The sequence below is a fragment of the Clostridium sp. AF20-7 genome, assembly GCF_003479275.1.
Taxonomy (GTDB): Bacteria; Bacillota; Clostridia; order Lachnospirales; family Lachnospiraceae; genus Otoolea; species Otoolea fessa.
In genome coordinates, this window is the sequence record NZ_QUGF01000008.1 from 130,223 (window position 1) to 153,618 (window position 23,396).

The 23,396-nt window shown below is 48.4% G+C and carries 20 protein-coding genes and 2 riboswitches; of the genes, 2 read left to right on the forward strand and 18 right to left on the reverse strand.

What is annotated here, in order from left to right; genetic code table 11:
• Positions 1-138 precede the first annotated feature (138 nt).
• The 10 genes from DWX68_RS10040 to DWX68_RS10085 all read right to left on the reverse strand — a co-directional run bounded on the left by DWX68_RS10040 (position 139) and on the right by DWX68_RS10085 (position 10,485).
• Positions 139-894: a HesA/MoeB/ThiF family protein gene (locus DWX68_RS10040; RefSeq protein ID WP_181986216.1), complete on the reverse strand. Its 756-nt coding sequence runs from the start codon at positions 892-894 to the stop codon at positions 139-141.
• A gap of 20 nt (positions 895-914) precedes the next feature.
• Positions 915-1,112, reverse strand: coding sequence for a sulfur carrier protein ThiS (gene thiS / locus DWX68_RS10045; protein ID WP_022360324.1), 198 nt, complete (start codon positions 1,110-1,112; stop codon positions 915-917).
• 39 nt (positions 1,113-1,151) lie between these two features.
• The gene (locus tag DWX68_RS10050) at positions 1,152-3,362 is read right to left on the reverse strand and encodes an aldehyde ferredoxin oxidoreductase C-terminal domain-containing protein (RefSeq protein WP_207663956.1); all 2,211 of its coding nucleotides are present in this window, start codon (positions 3,360-3,362) and stop codon (positions 1,152-1,154) included.
• A 15-nt stretch (positions 3,363-3,377) separates the two neighbouring features.
• Entirely contained in the window at positions 3,378-3,764 is a 387-nt protein-coding gene (locus DWX68_RS10055) for a 4Fe-4S binding protein (RefSeq protein ID WP_022360326.1), read from the reverse strand.
• Entirely contained in the window at positions 3,764-4,216 is a 453-nt protein-coding gene (locus DWX68_RS10060) for a rhodanese/MoeB/ThiF domain protein (RefSeq protein ID WP_022360327.1), read from the reverse strand. The genes DWX68_RS10055 and DWX68_RS10060 overlap by 1 nt, the downstream gene beginning before the upstream one ends.
• Before the next feature lie 13 nt (positions 4,217-4,229).
• Positions 4,230-6,137, reverse strand: a complete 1,908-nt coding sequence (locus tag DWX68_RS10065) for a molybdopterin biosynthesis protein (protein WP_118629300.1) — start codon at positions 6,135-6,137, stop codon at positions 4,230-4,232.
• A gap of 74 nt (positions 6,138-6,211) precedes the next feature.
• Complete coding sequence (gene glp, locus DWX68_RS10070; protein ID WP_118629302.1) at positions 6,212-7,441, reverse strand: gephyrin-like molybdotransferase Glp; 1,230 nt, start codon at positions 7,439-7,441, stop codon at positions 6,212-6,214.
• A 249-nt stretch (positions 7,442-7,690) separates the two neighbouring features.
• Positions 7,691-7,831, reverse strand: a riboswitch (molybdenum cofactor riboswitch).
• Positions 7,832-7,973: 142 nt separating this feature from the next.
• A complete protein-coding gene (locus DWX68_RS10075) occupies positions 7,974-8,684 on the reverse strand; it encodes an ABC transporter ATP-binding protein (protein WP_118629304.1) in 711 nt (236 codons plus the stop codon).
• Positions 8,671-9,354, reverse strand: a complete 684-nt coding sequence (locus tag DWX68_RS10080) for an ABC transporter permease (RefSeq protein WP_022360331.1) — start codon at positions 9,352-9,354, stop codon at positions 8,671-8,673. Before DWX68_RS10080 ends, DWX68_RS10075 begins: the two co-directional genes overlap by 14 nt.
• A gap of 210 nt (positions 9,355-9,564) precedes the next feature.
• The gene (locus DWX68_RS10085; RefSeq protein WP_022360332.1) at positions 9,565-10,485 is read right to left on the reverse strand and encodes a substrate-binding domain-containing protein; all 921 of its coding nucleotides are present in this window, start codon (positions 10,483-10,485) and stop codon (positions 9,565-9,567) included.
• Positions 10,486-10,613: 128 nt separating this feature from the next.
• A riboswitch (molybdenum cofactor riboswitch) is annotated at positions 10,614-10,735 on the reverse strand.
• 587 nt (positions 10,736-11,322) lie between these two features.
• Here DWX68_RS10085 and DWX68_RS10090 point away from each other — a divergent pair.
• Both DWX68_RS10090 and hypD read left to right on the forward strand, forming a co-directional pair.
• Positions 11,323-12,243 carry a trans-4-hydroxy-L-proline dehydratase activase gene (locus tag DWX68_RS10090; protein WP_118293375.1) on the forward strand — a complete coding sequence of 307 codons (921 nt, stop codon included), beginning with the start codon at positions 11,323-11,325 and terminating at the stop codon, positions 12,241-12,243.
• A 5-nt stretch (positions 12,244-12,248) separates the two neighbouring features.
• Positions 12,249-14,696: a trans-4-hydroxy-L-proline dehydratase gene (gene hypD / locus DWX68_RS10095; RefSeq protein WP_107001401.1), complete on the forward strand. Its 2,448-nt coding sequence runs from the start codon at positions 12,249-12,251 to the stop codon at positions 14,694-14,696.
• A 210-nt stretch (positions 14,697-14,906) separates the two neighbouring features.
• On the opposite strand, the gene DWX68_RS10100 is transcribed toward hypD, so the two are convergent.
• The 8 genes from DWX68_RS10100 to rfbB form a co-directional block, all read right to left on the reverse strand.
• Positions 14,907-15,992 carry an ethanolamine utilization protein EutH gene (locus DWX68_RS10100; RefSeq protein ID WP_118472598.1) on the reverse strand — a complete coding sequence of 362 codons (1,086 nt, stop codon included), beginning with the start codon at positions 15,990-15,992 and terminating at the stop codon, positions 14,907-14,909.
• 114 nt (positions 15,993-16,106) lie between these two features.
• Positions 16,107-17,399: a 2-hydroxycarboxylate transporter family protein gene (locus DWX68_RS10105; RefSeq protein WP_118472597.1), complete on the reverse strand. Its 1,293-nt coding sequence runs from the start codon at positions 17,397-17,399 to the stop codon at positions 16,107-16,109.
• Between the two features lie 21 nt (positions 17,400-17,420).
• Positions 17,421-18,566: an SEC-C metal-binding domain-containing protein gene (locus tag DWX68_RS10110; protein ID WP_182431313.1), complete on the reverse strand. Its 1,146-nt coding sequence runs from the start codon at positions 18,564-18,566 to the stop codon at positions 17,421-17,423.
• 360 nt (positions 18,567-18,926) lie between these two features.
• Entirely contained in the window at positions 18,927-19,439 is a 513-nt protein-coding gene (locus tag DWX68_RS10115; RefSeq protein WP_118629306.1) for a nitroreductase family protein, read from the reverse strand.
• A gap of 29 nt (positions 19,440-19,468) precedes the next feature.
• Positions 19,469-19,972 carry a transcription elongation factor GreA gene (greA, locus tag DWX68_RS10120; RefSeq protein ID WP_022360596.1) on the reverse strand — a complete coding sequence of 168 codons (504 nt, stop codon included), beginning with the start codon at positions 19,970-19,972 and terminating at the stop codon, positions 19,469-19,471.
• A 3-nt stretch (positions 19,973-19,975) separates the two neighbouring features.
• On the reverse strand, positions 19,976-21,328 hold the full coding sequence (glmM, locus tag DWX68_RS10125; protein ID WP_118629308.1) for a phosphoglucosamine mutase: 1,353 nt from the start codon (positions 21,326-21,328) through the stop codon (positions 19,976-19,978).
• Positions 21,329-21,507: 179 nt separating this feature from the next.
• The gene (rfbD, locus tag DWX68_RS10130) at positions 21,508-22,362 is read right to left on the reverse strand and encodes a dTDP-4-dehydrorhamnose reductase (protein WP_107001395.1); all 855 of its coding nucleotides are present in this window, start codon (positions 22,360-22,362) and stop codon (positions 21,508-21,510) included.
• The gene (rfbB, locus tag DWX68_RS10135; protein ID WP_118629310.1) at positions 22,362-23,384 is read right to left on the reverse strand and encodes a dTDP-glucose 4,6-dehydratase; all 1,023 of its coding nucleotides are present in this window, start codon (positions 23,382-23,384) and stop codon (positions 22,362-22,364) included. The genes rfbD and rfbB overlap by 1 nt, the downstream gene beginning before the upstream one ends.
• Positions 23,385-23,396: the final 12 nt, after the last annotated feature.

Sequence of the window (23,396 nt, forward strand, 5' to 3'; positions counted from 1 at the left end):
ACCTTTTTGTTTACCTGAATCCAGCCGAAAGCAGAGTGGATAATCTTCCTCATCTGCTTTCGGCAATCTAATTTATTTTATCATTCTTTTCCTGTGAAGTAAAGAGATTGTTCATAGTGTCTATTTTTAATATCGTTTTCACATCCGGTGAACTTTGGTATGTGCATGGCAGCTACACTGGGGATGCACTGGAACTTCTATCAGATCCGTGGACCACGTTTTGGCATCAATGAACAGCATTTTTCCAATCAGCGGCTCTCCCTTGCCCAAAAGAAGCTTCAATACTTCTGCCGCCTGCATACACCCGATCATGCCGGGAATCACGCCAAGCACACCATAAGCAGCCGAATTCGGGTTTCCGGATGGGTCCTCTGCCTCCGGACAGAGACAGCGCAGACATGGTCCGTCCGATGCGAACACGGTAACCTGTCCCGCAAATTCACAGATAGCTCCATATACATCCGGCTTTCCCAGCTTCATACATGTGTCACTCAGCAGATAGCGGGTTGGAAAATTATCCGAAGCATCCACAATCACATCAAACTTTGCAAGAATTTCTTCTGCATTTTCAGCTGTAATTCCCTCTGGGTATACTTCTACCTGCACCGAATGGTTCCGGCTCTGAAGCTGCTCCGCCGCCAGTTCTGCTTTTGCCTTTCCAATGTCCTGTTCCCGGTAAAGGATTTGCCGCTGCAGATTGCTGACATCCACCCGGTCAAAATCAGCAATCCCGATCGTACCGACTCCTGCTGCTGCCAGATAGAGGCTGACGGGAGATCCAAGTCCCCCCGCCCCGACTACCAGCACCCGGCTTTCCGCCAGCTTTTTCTGTCCTTCTTCTCCTACCTCCGGCAGGAGAATATTTCTTTTATAGCGTTCTTTGTCTATCTCCAAACCAGCGTCTCCTTTCTGAATCAACCGCCCCCCAGTAAATGATAAATCTTCAAATCATCTGCTTCTTCAAGTGTTACTTTATCATAGTCTTCTGGCCAGACCAGCTGCCCATTTACCTTCACGACCAGCTTGGGCCAGGTAAATTTCATGTGTTCCATCACACCCCTGATTGTCAGTCCTTCATGCCAGTCCGGATATGGACGGTTATTCAGTACCATTATATCCACTTCCCTTCTGCAACGTATTAATGAATAGTCTTACTGAAGCGGCTCAACTACTTCCAAAAGCTCCGGAAGATCCATGCCAAGCTCTTTCAGGTGTGCAATTGTCGGAACGCCGTTTAAATTCCAGCCGCGCTTCGGATATACCGCATCAATCAGCTTCTCATATTCCCCTTCTCTGTGCTTTCTGGTCGCAGCCATCTTTTCCTTTAAGGACATTTTTTCGACTTCTTCTTTTGTAAAACCAACCAGCTCTACCAGCTGACCATCGTAGCGCTCCTGACGGGACAGATATTCTTCTTCCGTAACCGGTCCCTGGGAGCGGTATGGAATCGCATCGTTCGCACGCAGTCCCTTGCCCAGACGAATGTTGAAAACACGCTGGAAATTGTAGACACGCTCGGACATTTTAATCATCTCATCCCTATCAATCTTGACCCCAGTAACACCATAATAAAGATCCAGATAGTTATCTACGTGCTCCGGTACCTTCGCCGGTTCATCGGTCAGGCTGTTGTCAGCCGGTACAATATCATTCCACGGCAGCTTGCAAAGTCCCAGAAGACCAAACCAGGTTCTAAACATCGGATAGTAATACAGCGCCTCCGCCTTATCCTCAAAGGTAGGAATCTGGTTATTTACCTGATCCATGAAAATCAGCCATGCCTCATCATGCTGCGGTCCCTTATTGGTCAGACCATAGCCGCCCTGCTGCGCCAGGGATTCTTTGGAAGCATACTCTGAATATTCAAGTCCCTTCTGTTCCATCGCAATATCATTCATGAAATCCATATCGCCCCAGCCCTGCGCTGCAAAATACTCTTTCTGCTTGTGGCTTCCAAGTGCCGCAATCTTGCCAAAGCCTTCGTTTCGCGCCATCTGGTGCAGCAGCTCCAGCTCCGCCTCTGCATTGCCCCATACAAGCTCCAGACCGCCGGTTCTCTCCTTATTCAGGATACCATTTTCATAGCATTCCATCAGGAAGGCAGTCATGGTGCCAAAGGAAATCGTATCAATGCCATATGTATCACAGTAGAAATTCACTTCCAGGATTACCTGCGGATCGGTTACGCCGCAGTTCGGACCAACACCGGCTGCTGTCTCATACTCCGGACCATCCACACATACTTTATGTCCCTTATACGGACCTGTCTTTAATTCAAACTGATCGGCTGTTTTAGCACACGCCATCGAACATCCATACCAACATCCGTCCGCTCCGCCCTGGGTCAGCCATTTATTTCTCCATACCTCCGGTGCCATCTCATCGATCTTATCCGTTCCGCCATATTTATAATTGCGCGTCGGCAGAATATCATAATCGCTCATGATACGCAGGGAGTATGCTGTTCCGGATTTACGCATTGAATTCTGTTTGTCATCCTGTGTCGCCACCTCACGATGGAATTTCAGGCCATCCCGGTTCAGGATACTGATATCATATACATGGTTCAGATTTGCTTTTACGCCTTTAAAATGGCATACCAGCGCTTTTATGTGCTTGTCCGCAAAGACACGTCCGATACCACCACGTCCAGCCTGTTTTAAGCGGACTACATTTCTTTTCGGATCATAGAATGTAAAATTCAGCATAGAGAGGTTGCAATGATCCGCCGCTGAACCAGAACATACGACCGCCACGTTTTTGCGATCATTGTCATCCTCCGCATACATGGTTGTCAGCTCTTCTCCCAGTACATGTGCATCTTTATGCTCTAACGGTGCTTTTTCAATTGAAACGGTTCCCTTATTGCCATCGATGACAATAATCACGTCTTCCTCCGCTTTTCCAGTCAGCTCGATCACATCAAATCCGGAGAATTTTAAGAATGGGCCAAAATATCCGCCGACGTTTGAATCAATCGGGATATCTGTCATCGGTGAAATGCTGCATACCAGGCATTTTCCGGTACCGCCGTACTGCGTAATTCCGGCAATCGGTCCTGCCGACATGGTGATGGCATTTTCCGGAGAATTCCACTTTGTATCCGGATTCGTTGCATCCCACAGATAACGCAGGCAATAACCTTTTCCGCCGGTAAATTTTTCTTTGACCTCCTGAGGAATGTCGATCATATCGATGGTGTTATCTGTCACATTGATTCGAAGACGCTTATCCGTATATCCATGATACAGCGGCTTTGGCTCATATGTAACCTGATTGAGAACCGTGTGGGCCTCTTTCATTTTTTTGATTTCTTCCATATCTGCGTCCGCATAACGCGGAAGATCACACATTTTAATCATGCCTTTCTCCTCCTTTTACTCTTCTACCAGACGGATCGCTCCGGTCGGACATGCTTTTACGCACAATCCGCACGCCGTACATTTGGACGGCTCCAGATAATCATCACACTGTACCATAACATTCTCCGGACAGAATCCAACGCACATCAGACAGCCGGCACATTCTTTCTTGTTCAGCCGGTAAACGCCTCTCGCATCCTCCGTAATCACACCTGTATTGCATACTTCCGAACATTTTCCACACTGTGTGCACACAGCAATATGATGGCTTCCATCCTCCTTGTCGGTAATGCGGATGCAGGATTTCATTGGATCCGAAACCTTGTAAAATGCCTTCGAACAGGCTTCTTCGCACTGGTGGCAGCCAATGCAGAGTGATTCATCTTTCTCTAATCGTCTCATCACAGTTCCTCCTTTTTGCCTAATTTCATTATTTCATCCGAAACAGATACATACCCGTCCCGAATCACTTCCAAAAATATGGCTCCTGCCGAAAGGCGGCAGAAAACTCCTTTTTCATGGTAAATACACTCTGGAAAACACTTTTTTCCATACCCGGAGACGCGGAACACCGCCCCTCCCGCCGCCAGAAGATCCCCCGTATTTAACTGGGTGGTATCTATTCCCTCCGTTATCAGGTTTGCCTTGTAGCGGCGGAAGCAGAGTCCCGGTTCTGTCTGCTTCTCCATCCAGTCCCGGGCTTCTCCCGCCAACAGCGAAGTCTGCCTTTCACCTCCCGCTGCATGCCGGTCACCCTCCATTCCGATCCCCCTTCGGAACCAGGCGCTCTCCACGGCTTCTCCCGGCTGTCCCCTCTGCCGGAACACATATAATTCACGCACAACTGCTCCCATCTAATCCCCTCTTTTATAAATATAAAATTTCTCCGGTTCTTGCCAGCCCATAACCACCGAGCTTCTCCACTCTCTCTGCAAACTCCCGGCTTTTCAAAACCGCCAGAAAATGCTGCACCGGTGGAAAATCCAAAAATCTGACTGGAATCGCAAAGTCATACTCTTCCCGTCCAATCTCAATAAAATCAAGCCCCATTGCCCTGGCTGCCGACTGGATTCCCATGCCCGCGTCTGCATCGCCGCCGGACACGGCAGCCGCCACTGCCATATGCGTTGCCGCCTCTCTGTCATATCCGTGAATTTCTTCCGGTGAAATACCGGCTTCCTTCAGCTTATAATCAAAAAGGACTCTTGTCCCCGCTCCTCTCTGTCGGTTGACATAATTCAAACCACGTAGATCTTCAATTTCATGGATTCCAAGCGGATTTCCTTTTTTTACGATAATTCCCTGAATTCGCTCAACCCCCTTGACAAGTGCCATTTTTTCACCCGCAAACAGTTTTTTCAGGATCGCAATATTATATTCTCCTGTCTCTTCATCCAGCAGGTGAGTCGGAGCCAGATGCGCCTCTCCCCGCTTTAATGCCATTAAACCGCCCATACTGCCTACATGCGTACTGGAAAGGTAATTACCCGGGTACATACACGGCAGCAAATCTGCCATCACATCCAGAATCAGATCATGGCTTCCGATTGCCACTGCCGTACTTCCAATTTCCTCCAGGGAACGGTATAGCTCTACGTCAACGGTATCTCCCGCCTCGACCCCCTCGCTGTTCTGAGGAATCACACAGAATCCGTCTGCCCGCACCAGGCTCATTGCTGCTCCCGCCCCGCGCGCCAGTGGAGAAGCGACGAGCTTGTCACCCACTTCTCCTACCTTCACCCGCACATACTCTTTATGTTTCAGGGATGATACAAGGCGTTTGGATATGACAGCCCGCACCGTCGTGCCGCCTGTTTCTGTACGTCCTGCCAGTTTCTGCAGCACAGGAATCACAAAATTTTCAAAGTTGATATAGGCGGATACCGGATATCCCGGAAGTCCGATTACCGGTTTTCCATTGACAATCGCCAATATTACCGGTTTTCCCGGCTTGATTGCCACCCCGTGTACCAGAACCTCCCCCAATTCCCGAAGTACATGAACCGTAAAATCTTCAGTTCCTGCACTGGAGCCGGCATTGACAATCACCATGTCATAGTTTTCAACCGCCTCTGCCACCTTTGCTTTCAATGTTTCATATTCATCCGCAATCGGCGGAAAACGATGGGGCGCACCGCCATGTTCCGTTACCAGTGCCTCAAACACTCTCGAATTCGATTCGATGATGTCCCCATCCCTGGGTTCCTGTCCCGGCTCTATGATTTCGGTTCCCGTCGGAAAAATCGCTACCGACGGCTTTTTCAACACCTCAATCTCTGTAATTCCGCCAGACAGGAGAACACCTATATCAATCGGGCGTATCTCATGATAACCGGGCATCAGCATCTCACCCGCTACGATATCTTCTCCGATCGGGCGCACATGCTGCCATGATGCAGCTGCATCCGTAATCTGCACCGAGCCATCCTCCTGCTCCAGCAGATCCTCCGCCATGATAACTGCATCGCATGGTGCGTGAATCGGATCGCCCGTATCCACCACTGTAAAATCTGTACCTGGATATAGGGTAAGTGGTTTCCGCTCCGATGCTCCTTTTGTTTTCTCTGCCTCAACCGCGATTCCATCCATCGCCGCCGCATTGTAAAGCGGAGAACAATATTTCGCATAGACTGCCTCTTTTGTAATCCGGTGCAGACTTTCCGTCACGGGAATCCATTCTGCCTTGGGTCTTAATAATTCCCCCAGTGCTTTCTGGTAAAGGGCTTTTGCCTCCTCCACCGGTGTATTATTCAGATATAAATTTCTCTTTCCCATCTCTGCCTCTATTCTGTTTCCACCAGGCTCTGCCGATCCTTTATTCTCCGTCGCCCTTCTGGAAGCAATTCATTTTAAAAACGGTATACCTTCACCTGCTCACCCTTCTTCAGTCCCTCCTGATTCATATCAATCAGAACGTAGCCGTCTGCCTCTGCCATCGTCGAAATCAAGCCTGATTTTCCAAATACCGGTTCTGCCTCCAGCCCCTGCGGAGCCATCTGAAGTTTTACCAGCAGGCAGGTTGTTTTTCCGGGTGCCCCCGCCAGGTTCGTTGTCATAAAGGCTTCTAGCGGAGGTTGATCTGGCTGACCGGTTACCTGCTTCCAGAGCCACACAAATAATAAGTGGAAAACGGCAAGCGCTGCTGCCGGATGCCCAGGAAGTCCTCCTAACAGCGTATTTTTCTCTTTATCATATCCCAGAATCGTCGGTTTTCCCGGTTTCAGTGCCAGCCCATGGGTAAATACTCCCTCCTTGGAGATGCGGTTTAATATCTCCATAGTCATGTCCTTCTTTCCCTGGGAACTTCCTCCGGAGATCAGAATCAAATCACAGGCTTTGACCGCCTCCCTGATTTTGTCCTCTAAAAGTACCTCTTCATCCCTCACTGCCTCTGCCGAAACAAGCTCCAGACCTGTCTTCTTCACATAACAGGACAGCGCCCATGTATTAATATCCCGCACCTGTCCCGGTCCAGGAACCTGATCGATCCTGACCAGTTCGTCGCCCGTCGATAGAATTGCCACCTTCCACGGTTTAAAAACCGGAACCTGAACCACGCCAAGCGCTGCCAATGTTCCCGCCTGCGCCGGGCCAATCCGGGTTCCCGCTTTAAGGACTATATCCCCGGTTTTTACATCTTCTCCCGGAAGCACGATGCATTTCCCATACGGAACATTTTCATACAGGGCAACCTCATCTGTTCCGAACCGTTCACTGTATTCTACCATCACCATGGCATCTGCCCCTTCCGGAACCATGCCGCCGGTCGGCACATAGGCGCAGGTACCCGGTTCAATCTTTGATACCGCCGGATGTCCTATCTCTACTTCTTCCAGCACCTTCAGAAAAACCGGGATACTTTCCGTTGCGCCCGCCGTGTCCTTTGAACAGACTGCATACCCGTCTACACTGGAACGGCGGAATGCCGGAATCATTTCCCCAGAGACAATATCTTCTGCTAAAATACGGTCAGATGCATCTGCAAGCGCAACGTGCTCCGTTTCTGGCAGGCATTCTTTTGCCGCTTTAAGCAAACGTTCCCGCGCCTGCGCCAGCGTATCAACTTTCAATAACTTCATAATTCCTCCCTTGCGGCATGATTCTTCTTCGCGAAGGTATGCATCCACGCGAAGTGCTTCTGATTCATGGACCGCCTCTCCGAATGAAACAAAAAAACGAATACAGAAAACATTCCGCTCTCTGTATCCGTTCCTGATGATGCAGTCTGCCTCTTATGGCTTTCTGCTGATATGCACTTATCTACATCAGGCTTTGCTTGCGCTGGCGGAATTTACTGCTCTTTTCCAGAACTTCCGGGTCTTCATCCCGGTCATCCGAGAGCTATTCCTTTCCAATGCATCGCCTGATGCGGGGAGGCACCCGCGTTTCCCCGGATACCCATTGGCTTTTCTTCCATCCTGTCAATCGGTTCACAGCTTAGGCAGAAAAGCTCGAAATCAACTCTGTATAACTGCCGCTCTCGTGCGACAATTCTCTTTCTCATGATTTTCTACCTGAAATTATACCACATTTTCACAAACTGTGTCAATCATCCCAAGCAAAACTATTTCCATTTTTTTCACATTCAGCGCAATCATCTCGCATTTTTATTCATATTTCTGAATTTTTTTCATTTTCGCGATATGAAACCTCTGTATCTGCCAGATATCGGCGTATGGACGGGTGAGAGGGGTGAAGAAGGATTTCTTCCGGTGTTCCAGACACCAGAACATTCCCCTGCTCCATAAAATGTACCTGGTCACAAATCTTGCGGACATGCACCAGCTGATGACTGATTAGCAGCCATGTCATCTTATTTTTCGTCTGCTGCTCCCGCATCAGCTGTTCAAACAATTCTGTACTGTCAGGATCCAGGTTGGAAAGCGTTTCATCAACAATCACAAACGCAGGGTCAAATACCAGGGCCCTGATAAATGATAATTTCTGCTGTTCCCCGCTGCTCAGGGAACGGGCATACTGATTTTTTTTCTGCAGAAGTCCACATCGTTCCAGCCAGGCATCCATCTTCGCCTCATCTGGGCGGATTCCCCGTATTTTCAGCGGATAGATCAGGTTCTGATACACCGTATCATGCAAAAGATACGGTCTCTGTGTTGTCATCGTGATATCCCGGGGTGTCAGTCCCTCATAATCAATCCTCCCGCCATCTGGAACCAATATCCCCTGTATCAGCTTGGAAAGTGTTGTTTTTCCGCAGCCATTGGTTCCTATCAGACCATGAACCTTCCCGCTCTCCAGATACAGTTCCTCGATTTGAAGCGTAAACTGACCTATCTTCTTTTGCAGCTTAGAGATTTTCATCCGGTGTCTCCTCCTGTCTGAAATGTTCTGCCAATGTCTGTACCGCAAATGCCAGAAGCATCAGGATCACTCCCAAAAATACCCCTTCATAATAATCGCCTGCACCTTTCAGGGTTGAAATCGCAGTTGTCATTGTCCGGGTGCTGTTTTTTATATTTCCACCTACCAGAAAGACCGCCCCAACCTCACTGATGGAACGCCCATATCCAGACACAACCGCAAAATAAATTTCATTTTTCATTTCACGCAGCAGAAGCCGCGCGGTCTGATGCCGATCAGCTCCCATCGTCCTGGCAAACGCCCGGATCGAAGGCGCCGTGCGGACCGCATATGAATATACCATTCCACAGACGATCGGAGTGATGATCAGAACCTGAGCTGCCACCATTCCTTTGATCGTAAATACCCATCGAAGCGCCCCAAACGGACCTTTTTTTCTCAAAAGCATATATGTGAGCAGTCCGATGACAACCGGAGGTGCTCCCATCAAGGTCCGGTTCACGCGGACTACCAGCTTTTTTCCTGGAAATTTCGTCTGCTCCAGCACAAGTCCCAGAAAAATTCCAAGCATGGACGCAATCAAGGTTGACCAGAAAGACATCACCAGCGTTACCCGGATAGAATCTATCACTCCGACCGTACCAAAAAATTTTGAAAACAGGTTTCCCATATTTTTTCTCCCAGCATATCCACTGAAACACCTTATGTTCTGCAGGCGTTCTCATTTTCTCAATTCTTAATGACAGAAAAACCGGAAAAAGTGCATCCTCCCTTCTCCGGTTTCCTGTTTATACATTATAAATTCTGCAAGGTTCAACTGCCTGCTTTATTCGTTTAAATACGCTAATTCCAGCACTACCACATATCATCCGGCAGTATTTTACTTCTGCTCTGCATTCGGGAAGAATAACGGCTCGCCGTACTCCTTTACGCCGTATTCACCGATCAGCGTCTGGATTTCCGGAGAACAGATCCACTTGATAAACGTATTCGCCGCCTCGTTGTTGACATCCGGATATTTCTCCGGATTTACTGCGATAACGCCGTACTGGTTTAAAAGTTCCTTGCTGCCTTCACATACAATATCCATATCCGGGAAATCTGCCTTCTTGGCAAGCCAGGTACCGCGGTCAGACAGGCAGTAGCCACCTTTTTCATCTGCCATCGCCAGTGTATCAGCCATTCCAGCGCCTGCCGATACATAGTTTGGATTGCTCTCATAATCTGTAATTCCCAGCTTCTCCCAGATTCCGGTCTCCTTGTTATGGGTACCAGAGTTGTCTCCACGGGACACAAATGTCAGCTGCTCGTCCATGATCTGCTTAAATGCAGCGTTGATATCATCCGTCTTTGCAATCGGACCATCCTTCGGTCCTACGATCACGAAATCATTATACATAACCTGGAAGCGCTCTACACCGTAGCCGCTCTCCACAAATTCTTCTTCTTTTGCTTTAGAATGAACCAGTATCACATCGACTTCACCATCTTTTGCTTTCTGAATCGCATCACCGGTTCCTACTGCCGTCCACTGTAAGTCAATACCTGTATCCTCTAAAAAGATTGGCTTTAAGTAATCCAGAAGACCTGTATTATCGGTACTGGTCGTCGTTGCCATCAGAAGCGTCTCTCCGGATGCTTCCTTGGTCTCCTCTGCACTGCTTTCCTCAGCAGCCTCTGCGGTTGTCTCTGCGGCGCTTTCCGCCTCCGTTGTCTCTTTTGCGCTTCCGGAGCAGGCTGTCATAGACAATGCTGTCATGGCCGCCATTGCCAATGCAATGATTCTGTTTGTCTTCTTCATGAAATTGTTCTTCTCCCTTCTTTTGTTTAAGAATACGCTGAAAAACATTTCATCGGAACGAGACTCTGGCAGAGGATGCGCCGCCTTTTACCAGCTGCCTTTCTTCCTAAATAAGCAGCAGGTCCTACTTCTCTTTCCAATGCATTTCTTTCCAAATGCGGGAGGCATCCGAGTTTCCCCTGATACCCATTGGCTGTAAACCCTGACAATATACTGTGTTAGGTTTTTCAGCTCGAAATATAGTTTTCCTGGCTTCTACTGTCCGGGTTCTTCTAATACTTCCCGAAACATCCTTATACATTTTTACTATACCATGTCAAAATTCTTCTTGTCAACCGGGCAACTTTCACATGAGCGAAATTTTTTCATTTTTTCAAGCTTCTTATTTATTTTGTCTTTTGTTTTCTACTGCTCTTTTCTACTGTTATTCTGGATTTTTAGTCTTTTTTCACTTCTATCTCGATTTTCCCTTTTCATATTTGTGCGATGCCCTTTTAACTGTGCTTAATTTTTTGTTTTTGTTTTATATATTATGAATATTCAAACCATTCTATCTTTTCTACAATTTTCACTTTCTTTTCATGCATAATATCCTCATTTTTGCCGATTGTAAGCCCCATTTTTCTATGGTATCTTATATGTTATATTAATTTTCTTTTATAGTCATTCCGCACTCCGCTTGTTTCAGCGTGATCGGATGATTATTTTTCAGATTCGTCTGTTAAAAATTAAATTAATACATTTTTTTCAATTTACTCTTGTATTCTTGAGATGGTTGTAGTATTATAGACTCAGAACTAGAACACAGTCTAGTTTTTTGCAAAGGAGGGGGAAAGAATGGCAGAAACTCCTTACATATTTAACATCCAGAAATTTTCAACGCACGACGGCGATGGTGTCCGCACCACGATCTTCTTCAAGGGATGTCCCTTACGCTGCATGTGGTGCCACAACCCGGAGAGTCAGCATTATTATAAGGAACTGATTTTTCATCAGCACAAATGTACCACCTGCGGCCGATGCGTTGCAAAATGTAAACAGGGAGCCAATTCCATCGTAGACGGCAAGATTGTATTTGACCGTTCCAAGTGTACCGCCTGCGGCGTCTGTACCGACTGGTGCATCACAGAGGCCCGGGAGTTGGCCGGTAAGGAATACACGGTAGATGCACTTGTCAAGGAAGCGATGAAGGACAAAATCTTCTATGAGCAGTCCGGCGGCGGTGTAACACTCTCCGGCGGCGAGGTTATGGCTTCCCAGCATATGGACTATGTGGAAGAAGTCTGTCGCAAGCTCCACGAGAACGGTGTCAGCATTTTCATCGACACCAGCGGCTACACAGATTATAAGAATCTGAAGCGGATTCTTCCTTACGTAGATGTTTTTCTCTACGACATCAAGGTGATGGATCCGGAAGACCACAAGAAATATATCGGCGTTGACAATTCACTGATTCTTGAGAACTTAAAGAAATTAAGTGATGAGGGCGCTGGTCTTTACATCCGGCTTCCGATTATCCAGCAGGTCAACGCAACCGATGAACACATTGAAAGTGTCATCCATTTCCTGAAGGAAAATAATATTCACGCACGTCAGGTAAACCTTTTACCTTATCATGACATCGGAAAGGGTAAATACGCCAGCCTCGACATGGAGTACCATGAGGATGAGATGAGCGTACCGGTGTCCGAGCTTATGGAACACTTTAAGTCCATGTTCGAAGAACAGGGATTCAACAAAGTCAATATAGGAGGATGATTTAAATGGCAGAGAAAATTGATACTTCATTCGTAATCAACACACCAGAAGGTCTGTTAAAAGACAACGACCGCGGATGTACCGAGAGAATTAAAAGACTGAGAAGAATCAGCCATTCCACCCAGCCGCATCTGGATCTGGAAAGAGCAAAAATTGAAACCGATGTTTACAAAGAGTACGAAGGTTCCGTATCTGTACCGGTTTTAAGAGCTCTCGTTCTGAAAGAGTACTTCTCCAGAAAAACTCTTTACTTAGGCGATGATGAGCTGTTAGTTGGTGAGAAGGGCAAGGACCCGCAGTGTTCACCGACTTTCCCGGAGCTGTGCTGTCATACCATCGAGGATATGCACATCATGAACGATCGTAAACTGGTTAACTTCACCGTTACCGAAGACGATCTGAAGCTTCAGGAAGAAGAGATCATTCCGTACTGGAAGAACCGTGCAGTCAGAGAGCATCTCTTAAAAGCTATGACCCAGGAGTGGAGAGACTGCTATGAGGTTGGTATGTTTACCGAGTTCATGGAGCAGCGTGGACCGGGCCATACAGCCGGCGGCAAGAACTTCTACATCAAAGGCTACGGCGATTACAAGAAAGAGATCGCGCAGGCTATCAAAGATCTTGACTACTTCAATGATCCGGAAGCTTATGACAAAGAGCAGGAGCTTCGCGCTATGGATATCTGCTGCGATGCTATCATTATCTTAGGTAAGAGATATCATGATCTGGCTCTTGAGAAGGCTGCTGAGGAGAAGGATCCGGTCAGAAAAGCAGAGCTTGAGCAGATTGCAGCTAACTGTGCCGTTGTTCCGGAGCACAAACCGGAGACCTACTGGCAGGCACTTCAGATGTACTGGTTTACACACCTTGGCGTTACAACCGAGTTAAACCCGTGGGATGCCTTTACACCGGGCCGTCTGGATCAGCATCTGATTCCGTTCTATGAGAAAGATACCGCTGCAGGTACTCTGGATGATACCAGAGCTCTTGAGCTTCTTGAGTGTCTCTGGGTTAAACTGTTCAACTCTCCGGCTCCGGTTAAGGTTGGCGTAACCTTAAAAGAGTCCGGTACATACGTAGACTTCGCAAATATCAACTCCGGCGGTGTGAAGGAAGATGGTACAGACGCAGTTAACGCTGTTTCTTACTTAATCCTTGACTGTATGGAAGATATGAGACAGAACCAGCCAAACTCCAACGTACAGATTTCCAAGGTTACTCCGGATAAGTTCTTAAAGAGAGCTTGCGAGATCGCTCGTCAGGGTTGGGGCCAGCCGGCATTCTACAATACCGATGAGCTGATTCAGGAGCTGGTAAATCAGGGCAAATCTCTGGTAGATGCAAGAAACGCTGGATGCTCCGGATGTGTTGAGACAGGTGCATGGGGAACCGAGGCTTATTGGCTGACCGGTTACTTAAACATCCCTAAGTGCTTACAGCTCGCTCTGTATGATGGCTACGATGTAATGTTCAAAAAACAGATCGGACCGCACACCGGCAAAGCAGAAGACTTCAAATCCTATGACGAACTGTGGAACGCATTCAAGACACAGCTTGAGTACATCATCGATGTTAAGATGCGCGGCAACCTGGTTATCGAGAGAATCTACTCTCAGATGATGCCGGCTCCGTTCCTTTCCATCTGTACCGATGACTGTATCAAGAAAGGTAAAGACTACAACGCAGGCGGCCCGAGATACAACACAAGCTACATCCAGGGTGTTGGTATCGGCACTATTTCCGATGCACTCTCCGCTATCAAGTTCAACGTATTTGACAATCAGAAGTTTACCATGAAAGAACTCATCGACGCTATGAACGACGATTTCAAGGGCCATGAGGACATTCTGAACCTGGTTAAGAATAAAACTCCGAAATACGGCAACGATGATGATTATGCAGATGACATCATGGTAAGTGTATTCAATGAGTACAAAGATTATATTACCGGCAGACCGACCACCAGAGGCGGTGTATATCATGTAGATATGCTTCCGACCACCTGCCACGTATACTTCGGTGATGTTATGATCGCTACTCCGAACGGCCGTCTGGCTCATAATCCTCTGTCTGAGGGTATCTCTCCTGAGAAGGGTGCTGATATCAACGGACCGACCGCAGTTGTTAAATCCTGCTCCAAGATGAACCACTGTGAAACCGGCGGTACTCTGCTGAACCAGAAATTTACTCCGGCTGCTATCGCAGGCGAGAAGGGTATTGACAACCTGGCTGCTCTGATTCGTTCCTACTTCGCTATGAACGGACATCATATGCAGTTCAACGTTATCGACCGCCAGACTCTGATTGAAGCTCAGAAGAACCCGGAGGAATACAAAGAACTGATCGTCCGTGTAGCCGGATACAGTGACTACTTCCGTAACCTGGATAAACCGCTTCAGAACGAGATCATTGAGAGAACCGAGCAGAGCTTTGGAGGCTGTGGCTGCTGTTAATTGCTCGCAACCGTTTGACAACTCTAAAAGTCTTCATTGTAACCTATTAATGCCTTCTATGAAAATGATATAGCCCCAAAAGGGCGGAAAGCCCCGGCAGCGAAACTGCCGGGGCTTTCTTATTTCTTTATCTTTATCTCAATATCAGATATTCCGCTCTACTCTGTTATCATTTTTGTCCTTCTTAGATAATTTTAGTCAAATTTGCTGTTACTCGCCACCTAATGCAGGAATCTTCTCGACTGAGATAAACGCCAGGGCAACTGCCAGACCGCCTGACAGCACCTTGCTGATCATATAGGCTGTTACCCAGTTTCCCGGTATCAGGGAGGCTACGAAGGTCATCTGACCGCCTACCACATAGGCACCAGCCACAGAGAAAGCGGCATTTAATACTTTTCCGCGCTTATCCATCTTGGAAAACAATGGCAGCATCGCAAGGCTCTGTATAAAGGAAAGGAACAGTCCGACAACTGCCTCCTCATTGATACCCAGGACCGCCCCAATACGCTGGATCGGCTTTTGGAGACGTTTTAACGCCACCTGCGACAGCACCAGACCGCCGCACGCTGCGATGACCATACGGAGTACCATAAAAAGCATTTCCTCAATCAAGGCATCCTCGACAACCGCATACTTCGGCATGAAAATTCCGAAGACTGCCACACCAAACAGGAGAAAACTAAAAATACGGATCGCATTTCCGAGGAAAATCATGATCTTCATCGTCAGCGCCGGAACCAGCACAAATGCCGCAATCAGCACCATGCACAGCACCAGCACCGGGATCATATTAAAAAAGAGCTGACGGACAGGCAGACCCAGCATCAGACCTCCGACCGCCAGACCAGACGGTATGGCAATCAGACCGAAGATGAACCCCCGCATCAGCTCTCCTATTTCATCTTTTCGAACAGCTGCCAGAAAGACCGGCAGCTGGTATCCGACCGTCATTCCCAGACTGCCTGCTACCATCGCACCGGTAAATGCCGCCAGAGCCGGTGTCGCCGCCAGCTTCTGTGCCATGCCAAGCGCCCCCATATCCGGCGCCAGAAGGCAGCTTGGAATGAGCGCCGGATCAAACGGCATATGCTTTGCCGCCTCTGCAATCGCTTCCGCGTGGGTCTGCACATATGTAACTCCGATCGCAAAAAATCCGACCGTGGACATCGCCAGACCGCCCATGGTGGCAAGCCCCTTTTCAAAGTTCGGCATCAGCCCCAGCTTTCCTCCCAGCATCTCATCCACAAGACCGGCTGCCGCAAACACCAGCATGATCGCAATGAATATGTTCATAAGCCGTACCTCCCAGCTTTTTCCTATTTCTCTATTTCTCTATTTCTCTATTCCTCTGTTTCCACTTATTTTCCCTCTATCAGGTACATTTCTCTGTCAAGCACCATTCTTTTTTTACCTCGCCAGCAGCTGTATCAGCACGCCCCCAATGGTCAGCATCAGTGCCCCGCAGGAACGCGTCACAATCTGTGCAAACGGAAGCAGTTCCATCCGTTTCGAACTGCTGAGCACCGCTACATTTCCGGAGCCGCCCATGTTCGTTGTACACATCCCCGCTGCGATCGATGATTCCAGCGGATAAAATCCCATCTTGATGCCGATCAATCCGGCGGTCAGTGTGATCGCCCCGACAATCAGCACGACACTGAGCAGATAAAATGGAGTGATCGTGTGTAAAATCGTCTTTAAATCAATCAGCGTCGCCCCGATTCCGGTCAGCGCCGCCGCTGTCCAGCTGTGGATCGCGAACTGTCCCCACTCTCTCGCCGCGTCCTCCAGGCGCTCTGAAAGGATTCCCGTTCCCTTCACAATCACAACTGCTACAATCATCCACGCATACGTCGGTACAATCGAAATAAAATGATGGCAGATCGCCCCCAGTTCATAAAATGCCATTGAAATGATAAGCCCCGTACATAAGAGTGCGAAGGTCGGTTTCATCGGAGGCTGTTTCTTCACTTCGTGACCGTCATTGACAAGGCAGCCATTTCCGGTCAGGGATGGCTTTCGCTCGCCGATATTATTGGCTAAACCGCCAAAAATGATCGCCACACAATTTCCCAGCACCGTCGCCGGTGCGATCCGCGTCAGGATCTGTCCGGCGTCCGTCCCCAGAACCGACGAATACATTGCCGACAGAGGCACTGCTCCCGCCGTCATGCCGCCGCTCGTCATCGGAATACCGATATACAGGATGCCTTCCAGAAAACTATCCCCCATCACCATACCGAGCAGACCTGAAAGTATCACGCCGACTGCCAGCGATATGACAGCTGTCGGAAGCAGTTTCACCGTTGCGCGGATCAGAAGCCCGCGGTCGATATTGAAAAGACTTCCTGTGATCAGCGCTGAGATATAGAAGACCAGAAATCCTTCTTTGTTGACAAAATTGTCCAGAATCTCATGCGTCTGCTCTGGAATCAGCCCCAGCGCCTGGATGACTGCCGCCCCCAGAATACAGATGACCGAGCCGCCCAGGTACGTTTTCACAACCGGTGTATGATTTCCCAAAAAATTGAGTCCCTCGCCCAGCACCATCAGCGCAATCATGCCGCCGACCAAGCCTGCCGGAAGACAGTCCATATACATACAGACCACCACCAGCGCCAAGATGCCTAGATACAGAGGGATGGAAAAACCAGCGATCGTATTAGCTTTGCCAGATATTTCTTTCCTCTCTTGCTGCATTTTTCATTTCACCTCTGAGTATTAATTTCTTCCACAACACTTCTTATATTTCTTCCCAGATCCGCAAGGACACGGATCATTCGGATAAATCTTCTCCACCTTTTTCGCGGTTACCGGTGCTGGCTGGGACATTTCCGGCACCATCGCCGGCATGCCGCCGATCATACCTCTCTCACTTAATTCCCACGGTTTATTTCCGCGGTTTTCTTTTGTTCTCGTATTGTTGAACGCATCCATGAGAAGTCTTAAAAATTCGCCCATCTGCTGCTCGCTCTGGAAGACAATCCCTTCTTCATGCATCTTATTCATCAGTTCTGCCGGTGATTTTCCTTCATAGCTGCTGGTCCACGTCTCAAAGCACCATCTAGCCGCTTTCTCATACGGCACATCCAATTTTTTTATGAAATAGGACTCCAGCTCCTTATAAGCCAGTACCCCTGCCTCATACCCTTTCTGACAGATTTCATCCAACTGCTGTGCAGACGGAATATAGAATTTTTTATTCTGCTGCTGTTTCAACAAAGCAGTGAGTCCATCACCCTCAAAAACTGGAAGATGTACATACAAGCCCCTCTCGGAATAAAGCGGATTCTCTTTCGGCAGGTCCTGCATTCCCAGTTTCTCCATCGGGAAAATGCAGGATTCTGTGATGTCCTCCGGCATTTCCTCCAGCATCCCGATCATTTCTTCGATCGTGCCTTTCACCTTCAATTTGTACAGTTCATACAAAATTTCCAACGGCGCAATCTCATAATAATCGATAAAGAAGCTGATACACTTCATCAGCCAGCCTTTTTTGCTCTGAACCGCCCGGAATGCCTCATCGTCAATCCCGCTAAACCCCTGTGCAATCTCTTCAAAGACAGTAAAGCAGTCACTCACTTCCTCAAAACTTCCAAGTACGTATTTATATAACTGCATTCCATCCATAATCTCTTCTGCAGAAATTTTCTGTGGCTCGGTACAGGCTTTGCAAAAAAGCACCATCTGCTCTTTCGTCAGGCATGAAAGTCTGCCCCGGAGTGCCTCTTTTGTCGTTAAATATTCAACAATTCGGTCAATCAGGTCATCCTTTTTAAGCCGGGAACAGTTCTTTAACTCGTAGCTTCTTGCTTCGTTTAATAAGTCTTCTTTGGTCCATTCTTTTAAATATTCTCTTAATAACATACCATTTCCTTTTCTCATCTTACATCGTTTCATGCTTCTCTTCATATTTTTTTATTATACTTTTAAATGCACATGGATTGCAAGATATATCGTTACATATTTCTGCTTCGCGCGAGTGCGCATCATTGGCATTACACAAAAATACAGCCTGTCTCCAAGCTTCTCAGGAAACAGACTGTATCGATTAAGGATTATGGTAAATAAAGGATTGTCGTAACTGTTCAGTAGGTCTGCGCATTTACTGCGCTGACCGTACGAAAACATGGGCCAGCAGGCAAAAATCCCATTGCCGCAGGCAATTTTTAATGGATTTTTGCGCGTGACTGTGAAGGTACTGAACAGTTACGGATTGTCTATATTTTACAGAAATACTGCCAGCTCTTCTAGCGGCTTGCGATCTGTATGCAGCCTGGACGGATGAGCTGTCTCTGCCGGATATCCAAGCGGCAGATAGGCCGTCGGCTGTAAGCCCTTCATCTCTGGGAACTGCTCCAGCAATTTTTCTGGATTAAACATACCAACATACGTTGTTCCCAGTCCCAGTTCTGCTGCCTGCAGCATCATCTGGGAAACCGCCAATGTCACATCGATCTCTCCATGGTTTTTCCCGTCCTCTTCCCTTTTCCAGGAAATCTCTGGATCATAGGCTGCTACAATCACAACCGGCGAATGAAAATGACACGCCGTACATGCATCCGCTTTCGCCAGAGCCTCCTCACTCTGCATCACGAAAAAGCGCTGTGGCTGTAAGTTATGTGCCGTCGGGGCTTTGCGTCCCGCCTCCAGCACTTTCTGTAATTTTTCTGCCTCAACCGGACGGCTGTCAAATTTACGAAGTGAATAACGTGCATCACATAATTCTTCAAATTTCATAGTAATCAAAACTCTCCTTTGCGTTACAACTAATAGCTCCGAATCCGATCCGAATCCTCTTCCCCCGTCTTCTCGATCTTCCGGATCTCCACCACATAGCTGCTCTTATCGTTGACCTTCACTTCCACCTGGTCACCCACATGGTGTCCTTCGATCGCTTTTCCGAGCGGCGACTCGATGCTGATCCGGTTTTCCAGGGAATTGCCCCGGATGCTCGTTACCAGACGGTATACTTCTTCCTCGTCGTCATCCTCAAAATACAGGGTAACCGTATCATTCATTCCGACCTCATCCGGGCGGGATTCTTCCGATACGATCTTAGCGTGCTTCAGCATATTTTCCAGATAGCGAATACGGCTTTCATTCCGGTTCTTATCCTTCTTAGCAGCATAATATTCGAAGTTTTCGCTCAAGTCACCCTGTGCGCGCGCCTCCTTGACCGCCTCGATCGCCTCTTTGCGGACCACCAGCTTCCGATGGTCGATCTCTTCCTGAATCTTCTTTACATCACTTTCTGTCAGCTGCTCTCTCATGTCTTACTCTGCCAGTCCCTTTTTTTCTATCATTTCTACAACCTGTGCTACATATTTTCCGCAGATTTCATCCGTCGGTGCCTCGACCATCACGCGGATCAGCGGCTCCGTACCACTCGGACGAACTAAGATTCGACCGGTATCACCCAACGCATCCGATACCTTCTGAACCTCCGCCTGCACGTCGCGGTCTGCCTGCGCCGCCTCTTTATCCTTGACTCTGACATTTTTCAGAACCTGAGGATAAATCTGCACCTCGTCAGCCAGCTTTGCAAGTGTCTCTTTCTTCTCCAGAATCACTTCCATCAGCTTTAATGATGTTAAAATGCCGTCTCCGGTCGTCGCATGCTTGCTGAAAATGATATGACCCGACTGCTCGCCTCCCAGGCAGTGGCCGTTCTGGGACATATTTTCATAGACATACTTATCGCCAACTGCCGTCTTCTCATAGGAAATACCATCGCGCTCAAATGCCTTGTAAAGACCGAAGTTTGACATAACCGTGGTGACAACTGTATTGTTGACCAGCGTGCCCTGTTCTTTCATGTATTTTCCGCATACATAGAGGATCTTGTCGCCATCCACCAGCTTGCCTTCACTGTCCACTGCCAGGCAGCGGTCCGCATCTCCATCATAAGCGAATCCAACGTCCAGATGATTTTCAACCACGTATTTCTGCAGTCCCTCGATGTGGGTGGAACCGCAATTTGTATTGATATTCAGACCGTCCGGCGTGTTGTTGATGACGTGCGTCTCCGCGCCCAGTGCATCGAATACGTTTTTCGCAATCGCGGAAGCGCTTCCGTTTGCACAGTCCAGACCTACCCGCATATTTTTGAAAGACCGTGTTGCCAGGGAAATCAGATAACCGATATAGCGGTTGCGTCCCGCTGCATAGTCAACGGTGCGTCCGATCGCATCGCGCTTGGCAAATGGAATTTCGCCCATCTCGCCATCCAGATACGACTCAATCTTCTCGATCGTCTCCTCCTCCAGTTTCTCGCCGCGTCCATTGATGACCTTGATTCCGTTGTCATAGTATGGATTGTGGCTTGCGGAGATCATGATACCGCAGTCAAACTCCTCGGTGCGTACAACATACGATACACTCGGAGTAGTTGTCACGTGAAGCAGATAGACATCTGCGCCGGAAGCGGTCAGTCCCGATACCAGCGAATACTCAAACATATAGCTGCTGCGTCTCGTATCCTTGCCGATCACGACCCGGCAGCGATCTGCTTTCGTCTTCTGTCCATAGTACCAGCCCAGGAAACGACCTACTTTATAGGCGTCCTCCACGGTCAGCGTCACATTTGCCTCGCCGCGGAATCCGTCTGTTCCAAAATATTTACCCATTTTGAGAGTTCCTCCTACATCATCAAATACAGAGTCCAAAGGTCATGTACATTTATGGAAATACCCCACTAACATACATGACCTTCTACGATTTTGATTCCAACCTGAAGAAAATCCTGCAGCCAACGGCGCTTCACACTTTCTGCCGCTGCTGCTTTCTATGTCTGATTGCACATTTTTTACTGAATTTCTTTCAGATAGCGACCTACCGCATCCTGCCAGGACGGAAGGCGCTCAAATCCGTTGTCCGAAAGTTTTTCTTTGCTGATCCGGCTGTTCATCGGGCGTTTTGCCTGACCCGGATAAGCAGCTGTATACTCGGCAGTGCTGACCGGCGTCACCTTGACGTCCATGCCCGCCTGTTTAAAGATCTCAACTGCAAATTCATACCAGCTGCAAAGTCCCTCATTCGTCGCATGGTAACGACCATATTTATCACTCTGAATCATATCAACCAGCAAACGTGCCAGATCGTATGTGTAAGTCGGGGAACCGATCTGATCATCCACAACACTGACTGCCCCGCGCTCTTTGCCAACGCGCAGCATCGTCTTGATGAAGTTCTTGCCGTTCACGCCAAATACCCACGCGATACGGACGATGAAAAACTTCTTTACCAGCTCCTCGACTGCCAGCTCACCCTCATACTTCGACTGACCGTAGGCGTTGAGTGGTTCCCGGTGGTCATCCGGCTCCCACGGGCGGGTGCCCTGACCGTTGAATACATAATCGGTGCTGATGTACATCATTTTGATGTCCAGACCTTTGCAGACCTCAGCGATATTTCTCGTTCCATCTGCATTGACTTTACGGCAGAGTTCCATATTCTGTTCCGCTGCGTCTACTGCAGTATATGCAGCGCAGTGGATCACTGCATCCGGCTTTGCCTCGGTGATCACGCGGCGGCATGCCTCTGCATCGGTAATATCCATCTCATCGACATCCACACCGATGCCAGTAAGACCCTGTTTTTTCAGCTCATTCATCACGTCATAGCCAAGCTGGCCTTTAACGCCTGTCACTAATACTCTCATTATAATCTATCTCCATACATTTTTTCGAAGTACTGGCTGTACTCACCGCTTAAAATGTGTTTCCACCAGTCCTGATTGTTCAGATACCAGTCAATCGTCTGACGAATGCCGGTGTCAAAATTGTATTTCGGCTTCCAGCCAAGCTCCGTCTCGATCTTGGCCGGATCGATCGCATAACGGCGGTCATGACCCGGACGATCCTTGACGTAACGGATCAGGCTTTCCGGCTTGTCCAGCGCTTTCAGGATGGTTTTGACAACCTCCAGGTTGGTCCTCTCATTGTGTCCGCCAATATTGTAAATCTCACCGACGCGTCCCTTGTGGAGAATCAGATCGATCGCCTCACAATGATCGGATACGTGCAGCCAGTCGCGGACGTTCGCGCCGTCGCCGTATACCGGAAGTTCCTCGTCTGCCAGCGCACGGCTGATCATCAACGGAATCAGCTTCTCCGGGAAATGATATGGACCGTAGTTGTTGGAGCAGCGGGATACTGTCACCGGAAGTCCGTAGGTTCTATGGTATGCCAGTACAAACAGATCCGCACTCGCCTTGGAAGAAGAGTACGGGCTGGAGGTATGAAGCGGGGTCGTCTCGGTGAAGAAGAGATCCGGGCGGTCTAACGGCAGATCGCCGTATACCTCATCGGTCGATACCTGATGATAACGTTTAATTCCATAGGTGCGGCAGGCATCCAGCAGGGTGGTCGTTCCCATGACATTGGTACGGACAAATGCCTCCGGGTCCGTGATGGAACGGTCTACGTGGCTCTCCGCTGCAAAGTTTACAACGACATCTGGTTTTTCCTCTTCAAACAGCTTGAATACAAAGTCGCGGTCTGCGATATCGCCGTGTACAAACTTGTAATTCGGCTTATCCTCTACCGGTTTCAGTGTCTCTAAGTTACCCGCATAGGTCAGAAGATCCAGATTGATGATCTGATACTCCGGGTATTTATTTACCATATGGTGTACGAAGTTTCCGCCGATGAATCCGGCTCCGCCTGTCACGATAATCTTCATTGTTTTAACTCC